The organism is Mycobacteriales bacterium (assembly GCA_035690485.1).
Classification (GTDB): Bacteria; Actinomycetota; Actinomycetes; order JAFAQI01; family DASSKL01; genus DASSKL01.
In genome coordinates this window covers 42588-56198 of record DASSKL010000078.1, presented here as the reverse complement: position 1 = coordinate 56198, position 13611 = coordinate 42588, and the positions used below count along the sequence as shown (strand labels likewise).

Below are 13611 nucleotides of genomic sequence, written 5' to 3'. Positions count from 1 at the left end.
CGGGAGACGCAGCGGCTCAGACGTTGAAGCGGAACTCGACCACGTCGCCGTCCTGCATGACGTAGTCCTTGCCCTCCATGCGCACCTTCCCGGCGGCGCGGGCGTCGGCCATCGAGCCGGCCGAGACGAGGTCGTCGAACGAGACGATCTCCGCCTTGATGAACCCGCGCTGGAAGTCGGTGTGGATGACACCGGCGGCCTCGGGCGCGGTCGAGCCCTGACGGATCGTCCAGGCCCGCGACTCCTTGGGCCCGGCGGTCAGGAACGTCTGCAGGCCGAGGGTGTGGAAGCCCACGCGGATCAGCTGGTGCAGGCCGGGCTCGCCTTGACCGAGCTCGGCGAGCAGCTCGGCGGCCTCCTCGTCGGGCAGCTCGGTCAGCTCGGCCTCGATCTTGGCGCAGAGGAAGACCGCGTCGGCGGGGGCGACGAGGTCGGCGAGCTTGGCCTTGAGGTCGGCGTCGACCAGCGCGTCGTCGTCGAGGTTGAAGACGTAGATGAACGGCTTGGCCGTGAGCAGCGACAGCTCGCGCAGGGCCTCCCGGTCGATCTCCGGCGCCGACGAGACCGGACGGCCTTCGTCGAGCACGGCGCGGGCGGCCTGCACGGCGGCGAGCTCCGCCCGCTTCTCGGGACGCATCCGCGCCTCGCGCTCGAGCCTTGCCAGCCGGTTGTCGACGGTGGCGAGGTCGGCGAGCACGAGCTCGGTGTTGATCGTGGCGATGTCGTCGGCGGCGTCGATGCGGCCCTCGACGTGGGTGACGTCGGGGTCGGTGAACACCCGCACGACCTGGCAGATCGCGTCGGACTCGCGGATGTTGGCGAGGAACCGGTTGCCCAGCCCCTGCCCCTCGCTGGCGCCGCGCACGAGCCCGGCGATGTCGACGAAGCTGACCGTCGCGGGCACGATCCGGGCCGAGTCGAACATGGCCGAGAGGCGAGTGAGCCGCTCGTCGGGCACCGGCACCACGCCGACGTTGGGCTCGATCGTGGCGAACGGGTAGTTGGCCGCGAGCACGTCGTTCTTGGTCAGCGCGTTGAACAACGTCGACTTGCCGACGTTGGGCAACCCGACGATGCCGATGGTCAGACTCACGACGGACCACGCTACCTGCGCGACCGCGGTCGGCCGGGGGCCTCAGTCGGCGAGGGGTGCGGGGTGCGCGCGCAGCGTCGACCCCGACTCGCCACGCAGCACCTCGAGCCGCGCCGGCGCCCGCCGCTGCAGCTCGGCGACGTGGCTGACCAGCCCGACCAGCCGGCCGCCGTCGCGCAGCCCGTCGAGCACCTCCATCACCCGGTCGAGCGCGTTGTCGTCGAGCGACCCGAAGCCCTCGTCGACGAACAGCGTGTCAAGCCGCCGGCCGCCCGTCTCCTCCGCGACCACGTCGGCCAGCCCGAGGGCCAGCGACAGCGCGGTCATGAACGTCTCGCCGCCGGACAGCGACGACGTCGGTCGCTCGCCACCGGTCCACAGGTCGCGGACGGCGAGGCCGAGGCCGCTGCGACGGCGCCCGTCGAGCAGGTCGTCGGTGTGCACGAGGGTGTAGCGGCCGCTCGTCATGTGCGACAGTCGCGCGCTCGCGCGGACCGCGACCGCCTCGAGCCGGGCGGCCAGCACGAACGCGGACAAGGTCATGTTGAGCCGGTTGCCCGCGCCTCCCGCTGCCAGCTCGGCGAGGCCCGCGACCAGCGCCAGCCGCTGCTCGACCGGGGCGAGGCGGCGCTCGAGGTCGGCGAGCCGGCCGGCAGTCGCCTGCGCGGCCTCGGTCGCCGCACGGAGGCGGGCTCGCGCCTCGACGGCTTCTTCGTGCCGCCGTTGCGCCAGCTCGGCCGCCGCACGTGCAGCGGCCTCGTCGGCAGGCGGGTCGAGGTCGACCTGCAGCTGCGGCTCGGCGAGCAGGGCGACGACCGAACGGATCTCGTCGTCGTAGGCCGCCAGGCCCGCCTCCTCGTTCTCGACCTGAGCGGCCGACAGCAGAGCCCCACGCGCCGCTGCCACGTCGGTGAACCCCGCGGCCGTGACGGCGCCGGCGAGGGCCGCGACGGCTGCAGCGTGCTCGGCACCGGCACGCTCGACAACCTGCAGCGCATCGGCCGCTGCGGCGCAGTCCTCGGCCCTCCGGGTCAACCGGCCCAGACGGTCCTCGAGGGTCCGTTCGCCGCCACGCGCCGCGTCGAGTCGCGCGCGCCGCTCGGCGGTTGTCGCGCGCAACGCGGCGGCGCGTGCCTGCAGGACGCTCGCGTGACCGTCGGCGGGCCGGGTCTCGGCGGGGAGGTCGGCTGCCGCCGCGGCGCAGGCGGCATCGGCATCCGCCACCGCGGCCTCCAAAACGGCGAGGTCGTCGGTGCCGGCCTCGGCCAGGAGCGGGGCGAGTGCGGCCTCGGCCTCGTGCCGGCGCCGTTGCACGGCGTCGGCGGCCGCCTGCGCGGCCTCCGCGGCGACCCGGGCGGCGTCCTCCTGGTCCTTGCCGACCGCACCCTCGGCCGGCCTGGCCGGAGCCGGATGGTCGTTGCTGCCGCAGACCGCGCACGGCTCGCCGTCGACGAGCCCGGCGGCGAGCTCGGCCGCCATCCCTTCGAGGCGCCTGCGGGCCAGGTCGAGCCAGTGCTCGCGGGCGTCGAGCGCCCGGTCGCGGGCGGCACGAAGCTGCTGCTCCAAGCCATCGACTGCCGCGCGGGTCTCGGCGAACGAGCGACCGGCCGCCAGCCGTGCTGCTGCCTCGGTGCGTGCGGCCCGGGCGATGCCGGCCAGCACCGCGGACAACTCGGTCTCATCGGCCGCCAACTCTCCGGCGAGCGGCAGAAGCGCCCGGACGTTGGCGCACGCGTCGAGCGCATCGCGTTCGGCCGCGCGCAGTGCCGGCACGACGTGGTCGACGTCGGGAGGAAGCACCGACACGGCTCGCTCCGCCGCGACGACCGTCCGGCGCAGGGTGGCGGCGAGCTCCGCCTCACGGGCGAGATCACCGGTGAGCGGCGCGGCGAGGCGCGCGCGGCGAAGCCGGTCGCGCCGGGCCTCGTGGGCGGGTGCCTCGGCCCGGGACCGGGTCAGCCGGTCCTCGAGCTCGCGACGCCGCTGCTGCGCGACCGCCAGCTCCCGGGTTGCGGCGAGGGTCTCGGCCGCGGCGGCTCGGTGCTGCTGGGCCTGCGCGGCTGCGGCGTCGGCCGTGGCGAGCTCCGCCTCGAGCCGCGCGGCGATGCCGTGCGCCCAGTCGGAACGGCGGCCGTCGCCGGGCTCCTCGCTGCCGACGCGGCGAGCCAGCCCGAGCACCTCGAGGTCGGCCTGACGGGCGAGCTCGTCGCGCTCCTCCTGCACCCGGCGCCGATGAGCGGCGAGCTCGTCCTCGACCCGCGCGAAGCGGGCCGTGCCGAAGAGGCTGCGCAGCAGCTTCTCCCGCTGGTCCGCCGGCGCGTGCAGGAAGGCGGCGAACCGGCCTTGCGGGAGCAGGACGACCTGGTGGAACTGCTCCACGGTCAGGCCGACCGCGTCACCGACCGTCAGCCCCACCTCGTCGAGACGGGTCGACACCGTCTGCCAGCCACCCCCGAGCCACTCGTCGAGCTGCGCGGCGGGCTGGCGGGTCGTCGTGCCGGTGCCGCGCTGCTTCGGCACGTCTTGCTTCGGCGAGCGCCGGATGCGGAACCTGCGCTCCCCGACCGAGAACTCCAGCAGCACCCACGTCTCGGCAGCGGCGCCCGCGTGCTCGCACCGCAGGCCGCGCACGCCCCGCTCCCCGGGGACCGCGCCGTAGAGCGCGTAGCCGACGGCGTCGAGGATCGACGTCTTGCCGGCGCCGGTCTCCCCGTGCAGCAGGAGCAGCCCGGCGGCGCCGACCTCGTCGAAGTCGACGGTCTCCTCGCCGGGGAAGGGCCCGAACGCCGAGAGCGTCAGCCGATGGGGCCGCATCAGACCTCGACGGGGGTGCGCGTCGCCGCCTCGACGGCGTCGTGCAGGACGGTCGCCTCCTCGGCGTCGGCCGGCGTGTTGCGGACGTGCCTGACGAACTCGCCGACCACCTCGAGGTCGTCGCGCTGCGCGACCCTCGCCGTGTAGCTGCCGGTGAGGTCGACGACGCCCCCGGCCGGCTCCCACGTCAGCTCGACGGCGTGCGGGAACCGGCGCTGCAGCCGCGGCATGGCGCCGGCGGGGCAGCGGGTGTCGGTCAGCGTGACCGAGACCCAGCTGCCCTCGACCTCGGAGTAGACCGGCGCGGCCAGCAGGTCCTCGAGCGTCCCGCGCAACCGGGCGAGCCGGCGCGGGACCGGCAGGTCGACCTCGTGGACGCGGCGTACGCCGTCGGTGCCGATGTCGAGCAGCCACGCACCCTTGTGGTGGCGCTCCTCGGAGAAGGAGTAGGCGAGCGGGGAGCCGGAGTAGCGCAGCTGGCCCTCGCCGAGCACCTGCCGACCGTGCAGGTGACCGAGCGCGACGTAGTCGAAGCCCGCGAAGGTGCCGGCGGACACCTGCGCCGCCCCGCCGACCGTCAGCGCGCGCTCGCTCGCGCACTCCTCGCCGCCGGCGACGAACGCGTGGGCGACGGCGATGCCGCGCACCCCCGACCGGCCCGCCAGATCGAAGCGGCACCGCTCGGCCGCGGCGCGCAGCACCGTGGCGTGCGTGGGCCGCGCGCCCTCGACCAGATCGGCGGCGACCGACGGCTCCAGGTAGGGGATCGGGTAGACCGCGAGCGCGGCACCGTCGAGGTCGAGCAGCACCGGGTCGGCCGCCCGGGAGGGATCGGTGCGGATGTGTACGCCGGCGCGCTCGAGCAACCCGGCGCCCCCGCCCAACCGGCGGGCCGAGTCGTGGTTGCCGCTGACGACCACGACCTGTGCACCGGCGTCGACGAGCCGCTCGGCCGTGTCGCCCCACAGTTCGACGGCGGAGACCGGCGGAAGCGCCCGGTCGTAGAGGTCGCCCGCGATCAGGACGAGGCCGACCCGCTCCTCGCGCACCACGTCGACCAGGTGGTCGAGCACGGCGGCCTGCGCACCGGTGAGGTCGGCGCCGTGGAACGACCGGCCGAGATGCCAGTCGGAGGTGTGCAGCACGAGCATGTTTCGGACGGTAGGCGGGGCCACCGACAAAACGACGGGACGACACGCCGAGCCCGGTCGAGCCGGTCGCCGTCCACCGGCTGCGGCGGCCGCGGTCCGGGGCGGTTCTGTCACACCCTCGCGCGAAGGTCGGCGGATGGACAACACGGTGATGGCGGCCGCCATCGGTCTACTGCTCGGCGCGGCGCTGGGCGCATGGTTCGCCGGCGCGCGAAACGCGGGGGCGCAGGCCCGGATGGCGCTGCAGTTCCAGGAGCTGTCGGCGGCGGCGCTGGAGCGCAACAACGCGCAGTTCGTCGCACTGGCCGAGGGGCGCCTGCGAGTGGCGGAGACCCGAGCCACCGGCGAGCTCGAGCAGCGCCGGCAGGCCGTCGAGCAGCTGGTCGTGCCGCTTCGCGAGGCGCTCGACCGGGTCGAGCTCCAGCTGCGGGGGTTGGAGCAGGCACGGACGGCGGCCTACGCCTCGCTCGTCGAGCAGGTCGGCTTCGTCCGCGAGACCTCGGAGCAGCTGCGCGCGCAGACCGCGTCTCTGGTCGGGGCGCTGCGGGCGCCGCAGGCGCGCGGCCGCTGGGGCGAGATGCAGCTGCGCCGGGTGGTCGAGGTGGCCGGGATGGTGGAGCACTGCGACTTCGACGAGCAACCGACGCTGGCGACGGCCGACGGGGTGCAACGCCCCGACCTCGTTGTGCGGCTGTCCGGCGGGCGCAGCGTGGTCGTCGACGCGAAGGTGCCGTTGAGCGCCTACCTCGAGGCCGCCGACGCGAGCGACGACGCCCGCCGCAAGGAGCACCTCGCCGGGCACGCCCGCCAGCTGCGGTCGCACGTCGACGCCCTTGCCGGCAAGGCCTACTGGTCAGCGGTCAGCCCGGCGCCGGAGTTCGTGGTGCTGTTCGTGCCGGGCGAGGCATTTCTCGCCCCGGCGCTCGAGCACGACCCCGGCCTGCTCGAGCACGCCATGAGCCGGCGCGTCGTCGTGGCGACGCCGACGACGCTGATCGCGCTGCTGCGCACGGTGGCGTTCTCGTGGCAGCAGGCAGCGCTCACCGACAACGCCAGGGTGCTCTTCGACGCGGCGCGCGAGCTGCACGGCCGATTGGCCACGTTCGCCGGTCACGTCGACCGCATGGGCCGCGCGCTCGGCCGGGCGGTGGGCGACTACAACGCCGCCGTCGGCTCCCTGGAGACGCGGGTGCTGCCGCAGCTGCGCCGCATCCGCGACACCGGTGCCGTCGACGCCGACGTGCCACCGCCGCGCCCGATCGACGACGCCCCGCGGTCCGCCACCGTGGCGACCGAGGCCGACGCATCCGGCTGGTGACAGCTGCGGAGGGGCACGACGTGCCGCCGTGAGGCTTGTTTGACGCCCCGCGTGGTGCGGCACCATCCGGGCATCCGGCGGCTACCGTGCTGACCCGGACATCACGCCCACGGGGTGGATGGGCCGACCGCTCGGCGCCGACGCAGACGGAGGACGACGTGGTGATCTCGGCAGGACGCGAGTTCGGATCACCCAGGCCACGGTCCACGGCGCTCGGGACGAGCCCGGTCGTGGCCCGGCTGGTCGACAGCCGCGGGCTCACCGTGCCGGCCGCCGTGCTGCTGGCCGTGGTGCTCTCGGTGTCCGGCGGCACCATCGACGCGGCCACCGGCTCCGGGCTGCGCACCCTGTTCGCGATCTGCTTCTGTGCCGGCTGCCTGGCGGCCGCGCTGCTGGTCCGGATCGACGGCCTGCGCGCGACCGTGGTCATGCCGCCACTCGTCTACGTGCTGGTCGCGCTGATCGCGGGCACGATCGAGGTGACGGGCGTGACCGGCAGCTTCCTCACCCAGGAGCTGCTCGAGCTCGCTACCGAGCTCATCACCGGCGCGCCGGTGCTCGTCGTCGGCACCCTGCTCGCCGCCGGCACCGCGGGGCTTCGGCACACGGCCCACCGGCAACGGGTGCTCGCGTTGCAGCAGCACCCGGTCGCGCACCGGCCGCCGGATACGCGTCCGGCGTCCTGGCACTGACCTGAGCCGAAGGCTCAGCCGCGCTCGGCGACGGGCAACCGGCGCAGCTCGCGGGGCAACGCGAACAGGAGGTTCTCCTCGGCCGAGGTGATCTCCTCGACGTCTCCGAAACCGCGGGCGGCGAGCCACTCCATGACCTCGACGACCAGCTCCTCCGGCACCGACGCGCCGCTGGTCACACCGACGGTCGTCACCCCGTCGAGCCAGGCCTCGTCGATCTCGCTCGCGTGGTCGACGAGACGCGCCGCACCCGCGCCCGAGTCGAGGGCCACCTCGACCAACCGCACGGAGTTCGAGGAGTTGGCCGAGCCCACGACGATGACGAGGTCGCTGTCGGCGGCGATCGCCTTGACGGCTCCCTGGCGGTTCTGGGTCGCGTAGCAGATGTCGTCGCTCGGCGGGTCGATCAGGTTGGGGAACCGCTCCCGCAAGGCCGCGACCGTCGCGTTGGTCTCGTCGACCGACAACGTCGTCTGGGAGAGCCAGGCCACCCGGTCGGGGTCGCGCACCGTCACGTTGGCGACGTCGTCGGGACCGTCGACCAGGTGCACGTGCTCCGGCGCCTCGCCGGTGGTGCCGATGACCTCCTCGTGGCCGGCGTGGCCGATGAGCAGGATGTCGAGGTCCTGCCCGGCGAACCGACGTACCTCCGAGTGCACCTTCGTCACCAGCGGGCAGGTCGCGTCGATCGCGCGCAGCTGCCGGTCGCGCGCCTCGTCGTGCACGGTCGGCGCGACGCCGTGGGCGGAGAAGACGACGAGCGCGCCCTCGGGCACCTCGTCGGTCTCCTCCACGAAGATCGCACCGCGCGCCTCGAGGGTCTGCACCACGTGCAGGTTGTGCACGATCTGCTTGCGCACGTAGACCGGCGGGCCATAGGTCTCCAGTGCCCGCTCCACCGTCTGCACCGCGCGGTCGACGCCGGCGCAGTAGCCGCGCGGCTTCGCGAGGAGCACGCGCTTGCCGGTGGATTCCATGTGTCGATGGTACGTCGCGGGGCCCGCTCCGCCCGGTCCCGCGAAGCGGGCATCGTCACACCACCCCGCCGGTTAGCCGTCGGACGGCGCCGGGCACGCTGGACCAGGACCATCCGCGCCTGCGGGCACGATCCAGAGGAACTCTCCATGGCTGCCACCCCCGACGACCAGAACCACGACGAGCACACCGGCGTGGCGGGAAACCTGCCGACCCCGGTGGCCGCCGCCCTCGGGATCGTGGTGTCCGGCGTACGCACCGCGAAGAACCTGCCGACGATCGCGCCGCAGCTGCCGCTGATCGGCATGGCGTTCGTCGCCCAGAAGGCGCAGACCGTGCGCCGCGAGTACCTCGGCTACGCGGCCCGCGGCATCGCGTTCGTGCAGAAGATGACCGGCGACGCCGTGGGCCTCGGCACCCAGCTCACCGGCCTGACGGGCGGGCTTCGCGGCGAGTCGGCCAACGGCTCGGTCGCCGAGGCCGCCCGCGGGGCGGAGCGCACGGTCGAGGAGGAGGCGCGCGAGGTCGCGGAGAAGGCACGTGACGCGGTCGAGAAGGCGACCCAGCTGCGGCGCACCACCAGCCGCTCCAGCGACCGGCCGGCCGGGCGCAAGGACGCCGCAGCCAAGCCCACCGGTAAGAGGACCACCACGCGACCGGCGGGCGGCAACCGGCCCAGCGCTCCCGCACCGGCCGAGGAGCTGTCCGAGCAGGCGATCGAGGCCGGCGCACCCGGTGCCGCGACCGCGGTGGCCGAGCAGGCGAGCCAGGAGGCCGGCGCGAACGTCCCGTCGACCGCGGCGGAGGGCGCCGACCTGTCCCCCGACGACCTGGCGATCCCCGACATCGACCACCTCACGCTCGCCTCGCTGCGGGCGCGCCTGCGCCAGCTCGACGTCCCTCAGCTCGTGACGCTGCGGGCCTACGAGCTCGCCCACGCCAACCGCCTGCAGGTCGTGACGATGCTCGAGAACCGCATCGCCAAGCTCGAGGCCGACGGGCCGCATGCGCCCGCCACCGACAGCTCGTCGAACAGCACCGGACCGACCGCCGCCGCCCCGTCCGCGAACGACGGCCAGCAGGCCGCGCAGCAGGCGGCCGAGCCGGCGATACGCCGGGCGGAGTCCGGCGCCGACGACCTCGGCGCGACGCCCCGCCCTTAGCGCCCACCCGGGCTCTAGGTTGGCCGGGTGCCCCTGGAGTCGACGCCCGAGTCACCGCTGCCGGTACGCACGGTCGCGCGCGCGATCGGTGAGTGGATCGGCCGCCTCGGTCGCGTCTGGGTCGAGGGCCAGGTCACGGAGCTCAGCGGCCGGGCGGCCACGGCGTTCCTGACGCTGCGCGACCCGGTCGCCGACGTGTCGCTGCGCATCACCTGCCCGCGCGCGGTGTGCGAAACCGTGCAACCGCCGCTAGCCGAAGGTGCCCGCGTCGTCGTGTGGGCGAAGCCGGACTTCTACCTGATGCGCGGGACCCTGTCGCTCACGGCCTACGACATCCGCCCGGTCGGTGTCGGTGCGCTCCTGGCCCGCCTCGAGCAGCTGCGCCAGGTGCTGGCCGCAGAGGGGTTGTTCGCCGCCGAACGCAAGCGGCCGCTGCCCTTCCTCCCGGGCACGGTGGGACTCGTCACGGGCCGCGACAGCGCCGCCGAGCGCGACGTCGTCGAGAACGCCCGCCGCCGCTGGCCCGCGGTCCGCTTCCGGATCGAGGCCGTCGCCGTGCAGGGCGCGTACGCCGTGAGCCAGATGCTCGACGCGCTCGCCCGGCTCGACACCGACCCGGCCGTCGACGTCATCGTGCTGGCCCGCGGCGGCGGGTCGGTCGAGGACCTGCTGCCGTTCTCCGACGAGGCGCTCTGCCGGGCGGTCGCCGCCTGCCGGACGCCGGTGGTGTCTGCTGTCGGGCACGAGACCGACACCCCGCTGGTCGACCACGTGGCCGACCGGCGCGCCTCGACGCCGACCGACGCCGGCAAGCTCGTCGTCCCCGACATGGCCGAGGAGGTCGGCCGTGTCGAAGCGCTCCGGCAGCGCACCTGGCGGTGCCTGCACGCCCGCCTCGACCAGGAGCAGCGGTCGCTCGACGCGCTGCGCAGCCGCCCCGCCCTGGCCGCGCCGGTCGCCGATCTCGACCGTCGTGCGGCCGACATCGGTGGACACGTCGAACGGGCGCGGCGGTGCCTCGCCGCACGCCTCGACGGCGACCACGGCCAGCTGCAGCAGCTACGGGCGCGGGTCGGCGCCCTCTCGCCGGCCGCGACGCTCGAGCGCGGCTACGCGGTACTGCAGAAGCCCGACGGCACCGTCGTCCGCGACCCGGCCGAGGTGTCGGCCGGCGAGACGCTCACGGCGCGGGTCGCCGGTGGCCGGATCGGCGTCCGGGTCACGGAGTAGTCCAGGTCATCGGCAGGCCGGTCGCGATCCGGAAGCCCATGCCGCTGTAGAGCGGCTCGCCGTAGGTCGTCGCCCGCAGGTCCACCCGCCGGCAGCCCTGCGCGACGCACCAGTCGAGCAACGCCTGCACGACCGCGCGCGCGTGACCCCGGCCGCGGGCGTGCGGCAGGGTCGACATCGACGAGATGTAGCCGCGGCGACCGGCTGCATCCAGCGGGTTCGGCAGGTGGAACTCCACCCAGGCCACGCCCCCGCTGACGGCCTCACCGCCGACCTCGCAGAGCATCCCGGCGAAGTCGTCGCGCGCGAGCCGCTCGACGAGCAGCGAGCGGCACGCGTCGCGCCAGTCCGATCCGGACGTGTCGACCTCGAGCGCGTCGTACATCGCGACCCGCAGCGCCAGCAGGGTGTCGGCGTCGTCGACGGTTGCCCGCCGTACGCTTCGGCTCGCCATGGCAGCCGATCCTGACAGACCGGGCTACGAGCAGGCCCGCGACGAGCTGGTCGACGTCGTCCGCCGGCTGGAGGCCGGAGGTACGACGCTCGAGGAGTCGCTCGCGCTCTGGGAGCGCGGCGAGCAGCTCGCGCAGATCTGCCAGGAGTGGCTGGACGGCGCGCGCGCCCAGCTGGCGGCGGCCGTCGCCGGCGACGAGGACGAGGACGAGGACGAGGACTAGCTACTGCTTCGGCGCCGGGCGCAGGGCGCCCGCCAGCGACTCGAGCTCGGCCTGCTTCGCGCTACCGGTGACCACGAGCGTCAGCCCGCCCGCGGTGCGGGTCAGGGCGAGCTCGCCCTTGGCGTCGTGACGGACCTGCCACGCCGCCGACCCGACGGTCACGGTGCCGTCGACCGTGCGGGCGCCGGCCTTGCCGAGCAGGCCGCGCAGGAAGCCGGCGGCCGGTCCGTCGGACTCCTCGAGCGCGGCGTACTCGCCGGCCGGGGTGACGTAGCCGATGTGCAAGGTCATCGGGTCGCCGTTGCCACCCCCGACGCGGGCGCTGGTCGGCTGCCAGCCGTGGGGCAGTCCGACCGGCTCGAGCACGGCACCCGCGGTCAACCGGGTAGCCGCCCGGACCTCGTCGGAGTAGCTCACGGTCTGCACCTTGTGCCCGTGCCCCGGGAGCACCAGCGAGCGGGCCGGACTCACGAACAGCAGCACGGCGATGAACACGAACACCAGGCCGAGAGACCGTCCCATGTCCCCGACGGTCTGACGGACGCGGGCGTTGGCCGTCGGCCGCGCCGGAGTGCTCGGTGCCACCCCTCCATGCTGACGCACGGACGGCGGCCGTGGGTCAGTCGGGGACGCCGATCCGGTGGATCAGCTCGAGCAGGGCCTCGGCCAGCTCGTAGGCCGCCTCCTGCGACTCCTGCATCGCGACCTCGTGCCCGGCCTGCGCGGCGACCGTCGTGAGCACGAGCACGAGCGCCTCGCCGAGGGGACGCTCGCGCGGCTTGAGCAGGGCGGCGTTGCTCGACACCCACTCGCGGTAGCGCCGCCGGGCGACCAGCTCGAAGCCGGGCGGACCGCCGCCGGCGAGGAACAGCCGCGCGAGGTCGCGCTCCTCCCAGCAGCCGTGGAAGAAAGCCCGAGCGCCGGCGATGAACAGCCGCACGGGGTCGGTCTCACCGGCGACGCGCGCCTGCCGGACGGCGGCGGAGGCGCGGTCCTCCTGGCGGGCCTGGTAGTCCTCGTAGAGGGCGAGGTAGAGGTCGGCCTTGCCGCCGAAGTGGTGGTAGAGGCTGCCGACGCTGGCACCCGCACGCGCGACGACGTCGGAGATGTTCGCGTCGCTGAACCCGCAGGCCGTGAACACCTCGCGCGCGGCGTCGAGCAGCGCCGCGCGGGTCGCCTGCGCGCGGCCGGACGGGCGTGCCGAGGTCTCCGTCACGGCTCCTACTTTGGCACGGGCGGGGCGGCGATGCGCGTGAGGTGCGGCTGCAAGGCTGTGCGGGCTCATCGTCGTCCGCAGATGCGGCTTGATCCTGCGCTATCGTGCCGCACATGCGTAAGCCTGCCGCTCCGGCCTACCGCATGGCGCAAGCCGCCGGCCTGCTCGGCGTCAGCGTCGACACCGTGCGGCGGTGGGCGGAGGCGGAGCGGTTCCCGACCCGGCTCGACGACGGCGGCCACCGGGTCGTCGACGGCACGGCGCTCGCAGAGTTCGCGGTCGCGCTGGCCGAGGAGGAGCCACAGCTCGACGGGGTGACGGTCGTCGGGCGGTCGGCCCGCAACAGGTTCCAGGGCATCGTCACGCGGGTGCACCGCGGCGACGTCGCGGCGCAGGTCGAGATCCAGGCCGGGCCGCACCGGCTGGTGTCGCTGCTGACCCGCGAGGCGGTCGACGAGCTCGGTCTCGTCGAGGGCATGCTCGCCATTGCCAGCGTCAAGGCGACCAACGTGGGCGTCGAGGTGGTCGCCCCGTGAGGCGGCGGGCGGCCGCCCTGGTGGCGGCGCTGCCACTGGTCGCGCTCGCGGCCTGCGGTGGCTCGGGCGGCAGCGATGCTCCGTCGACCCACGCGACCGTGCTCGCCGCCGCGTCGCTGACCGATGCCTTCAACGCCGAGAAGGCAGCCTTCGAGAAGGCCCACCCGGGCACGCAGATCACGCTGTCGTTCGCCGGCTCGCAGTCGCTCGTCGCGCAGATCCAGCAGGGTGCCCCCGCCGACGTCTTCGCCTCCGCGGACGAGCGCTCGATGGACGCCGCACGCCGGGAGACGACCGCCGCCCCGCGGGTCTTCGCCCGCAACACGCTCGCCATCGCGGTCGCGCCGGGCAACCCGAAGCACATCGCGTCGCTCGCTGACCTCGCCCGCCCCGGCGTCGCCGTGGTCCTCGCGGCCCCGGCGGTGCCGGCGGGCCACTACGCACGCACCGCACTGCAGAAGGCCGGCGTCACCGTCGCGCCGAAGTCGCTGGAGGAGAACGTCCGCAGCGTGCTCACCAAGGTCGAGCTCGGCGAGGCCGACGCGGGCATCGTCTACGCCAGCGACATCACCGCCGCCGGTCACCAGGTGTCGCGGGTCACGATCCCACCGGCCGTCAACCAGACCGCGCGCTACCCGATCGCGCCACTGTCCCGCGACGCCACGGGCCGAGCGTTCCTCGCGTTCGTGCTGTCGCCGGCCGGCCAGCGGATCCTCACCCGCTTCGGCTTCCTGCCCGCCTCATGA

General features: G+C 74.5%; 14 protein-coding genes. 7 read left to right on the top strand and 7 right to left on the bottom strand.

Features of this window, described 5'->3' with window-relative positions:
- Positions 1-16 precede the first annotated feature (16 nt).
- The 3 genes from ychF to VFJ21_11285 are packed head-to-tail and all read right to left on the bottom strand — an operon-like array spanning position 17 to position 5058.
- The gene (gene ychF / locus VFJ21_11295) at positions 17-1093 is read right to left on the bottom strand and encodes a redox-regulated ATPase YchF (protein ID HET7407706.1); all 1077 of its coding nucleotides are present in this window, start codon (positions 1091-1093) and stop codon (positions 17-19) included.
- A 42-nt stretch (positions 1094-1135) separates the two neighbouring features.
- Positions 1136-3907, bottom strand: a complete 2772-nt coding sequence (locus tag VFJ21_11290; protein HET7407705.1) for an SMC family ATPase — start codon at positions 3905-3907, stop codon at positions 1136-1138.
- Positions 3907-5058, bottom strand: a complete 1152-nt coding sequence (locus VFJ21_11285) for an exonuclease SbcCD subunit D (protein ID HET7407704.1) — start codon at positions 5056-5058, stop codon at positions 3907-3909. The genes VFJ21_11290 and VFJ21_11285 overlap by 1 nt, the downstream gene beginning before the upstream one ends.
- 136 nt (positions 5059-5194) lie before the next feature.
- On the opposite strand from VFJ21_11285, the gene VFJ21_11280 reads away from it, so the two are divergent.
- Complete coding sequence (locus VFJ21_11280) at positions 5195-6376, top strand: DNA recombination protein RmuC (protein HET7407703.1); 1182 nt, start codon at positions 5195-5197, stop codon at positions 6374-6376.
- 230 nt (positions 6377-6606) lie between these two features.
- Positions 6607-7068: a DUF6542 domain-containing protein gene (locus tag VFJ21_11275; protein ID HET7407702.1), complete on the top strand. Its 462-nt coding sequence runs from the start codon at positions 6607-6609 to the stop codon at positions 7066-7068.
- 14 nt (positions 7069-7082) lie between these two features.
- Here VFJ21_11275 and VFJ21_11270 read toward each other — a convergent pair whose 3' ends face one another.
- On the bottom strand, positions 7083-8045 hold the full coding sequence (locus tag VFJ21_11270) for a 4-hydroxy-3-methylbut-2-enyl diphosphate reductase (protein HET7407701.1): 963 nt from the start codon (positions 8043-8045) through the stop codon (positions 7083-7085).
- A 147-nt stretch (positions 8046-8192) separates the two neighbouring features.
- Here VFJ21_11270 and VFJ21_11265 point away from each other — a divergent pair, with 147 nt between their 5' ends.
- Positions 8193-9206: a hypothetical protein gene (locus VFJ21_11265; GenBank protein ID HET7407700.1), complete on the top strand. Its 1014-nt coding sequence runs from the start codon at positions 8193-8195 to the stop codon at positions 9204-9206.
- A 27-nt stretch (positions 9207-9233) separates the two neighbouring features.
- On the top strand, positions 9234-10436 hold the full coding sequence (gene xseA / locus VFJ21_11260; GenBank protein HET7407699.1) for an exodeoxyribonuclease VII large subunit: 1203 nt from the start codon (positions 9234-9236) through the stop codon (positions 10434-10436).
- Here xseA and VFJ21_11255 read toward each other — a convergent pair.
- Positions 10426-10890, bottom strand: coding sequence for a GNAT family N-acetyltransferase (locus VFJ21_11255; protein ID HET7407698.1), 465 nt, complete (start codon positions 10888-10890; stop codon positions 10426-10428). The genes xseA and VFJ21_11255 overlap by 11 nt on opposite strands.
- Between VFJ21_11255 and VFJ21_11250 the strand changes: the two genes are divergently transcribed.
- On the top strand, positions 10889-11113 hold the full coding sequence (locus tag VFJ21_11250; GenBank protein HET7407697.1) for an exodeoxyribonuclease VII small subunit: 225 nt from the start codon (positions 10889-10891) through the stop codon (positions 11111-11113). The genes VFJ21_11255 and VFJ21_11250 overlap by 2 nt on opposite strands.
- Here VFJ21_11250 and VFJ21_11245 read toward each other — a convergent pair whose 3' ends face one another.
- On the bottom strand, positions 11114-11698 hold the full coding sequence (locus tag VFJ21_11245) for a DUF4245 domain-containing protein (GenBank protein ID HET7407696.1): 585 nt from the start codon (positions 11696-11698) through the stop codon (positions 11114-11116). It lies immediately after the preceding gene.
- A 34-nt stretch (positions 11699-11732) separates the two neighbouring features.
- The gene (locus VFJ21_11240; GenBank protein ID HET7407695.1) at positions 11733-12329 is read right to left on the bottom strand and encodes a TetR/AcrR family transcriptional regulator; all 597 of its coding nucleotides are present in this window, start codon (positions 12327-12329) and stop codon (positions 11733-11735) included.
- A gap of 113 nt (positions 12330-12442) precedes the next feature.
- Here VFJ21_11240 and VFJ21_11235 point away from each other — a divergent pair, with 113 nt between their 5' ends.
- Both VFJ21_11235 and modA read left to right on the top strand, forming a co-directional pair.
- Positions 12443-12865 (top strand): TOBE domain-containing protein, encoded by a 423-nt coding sequence (locus tag VFJ21_11235; protein HET7407694.1) that lies wholly within the window; start codon positions 12443-12445, stop codon positions 12863-12865.
- The gene (gene modA, locus VFJ21_11230) at positions 12862-13611 is read left to right on the top strand and encodes a molybdate ABC transporter substrate-binding protein (GenBank protein ID HET7407693.1); all 750 of its coding nucleotides are present in this window, start codon (positions 12862-12864) and stop codon (positions 13609-13611) included. Before VFJ21_11235 ends, modA begins: the two co-directional genes overlap by 4 nt.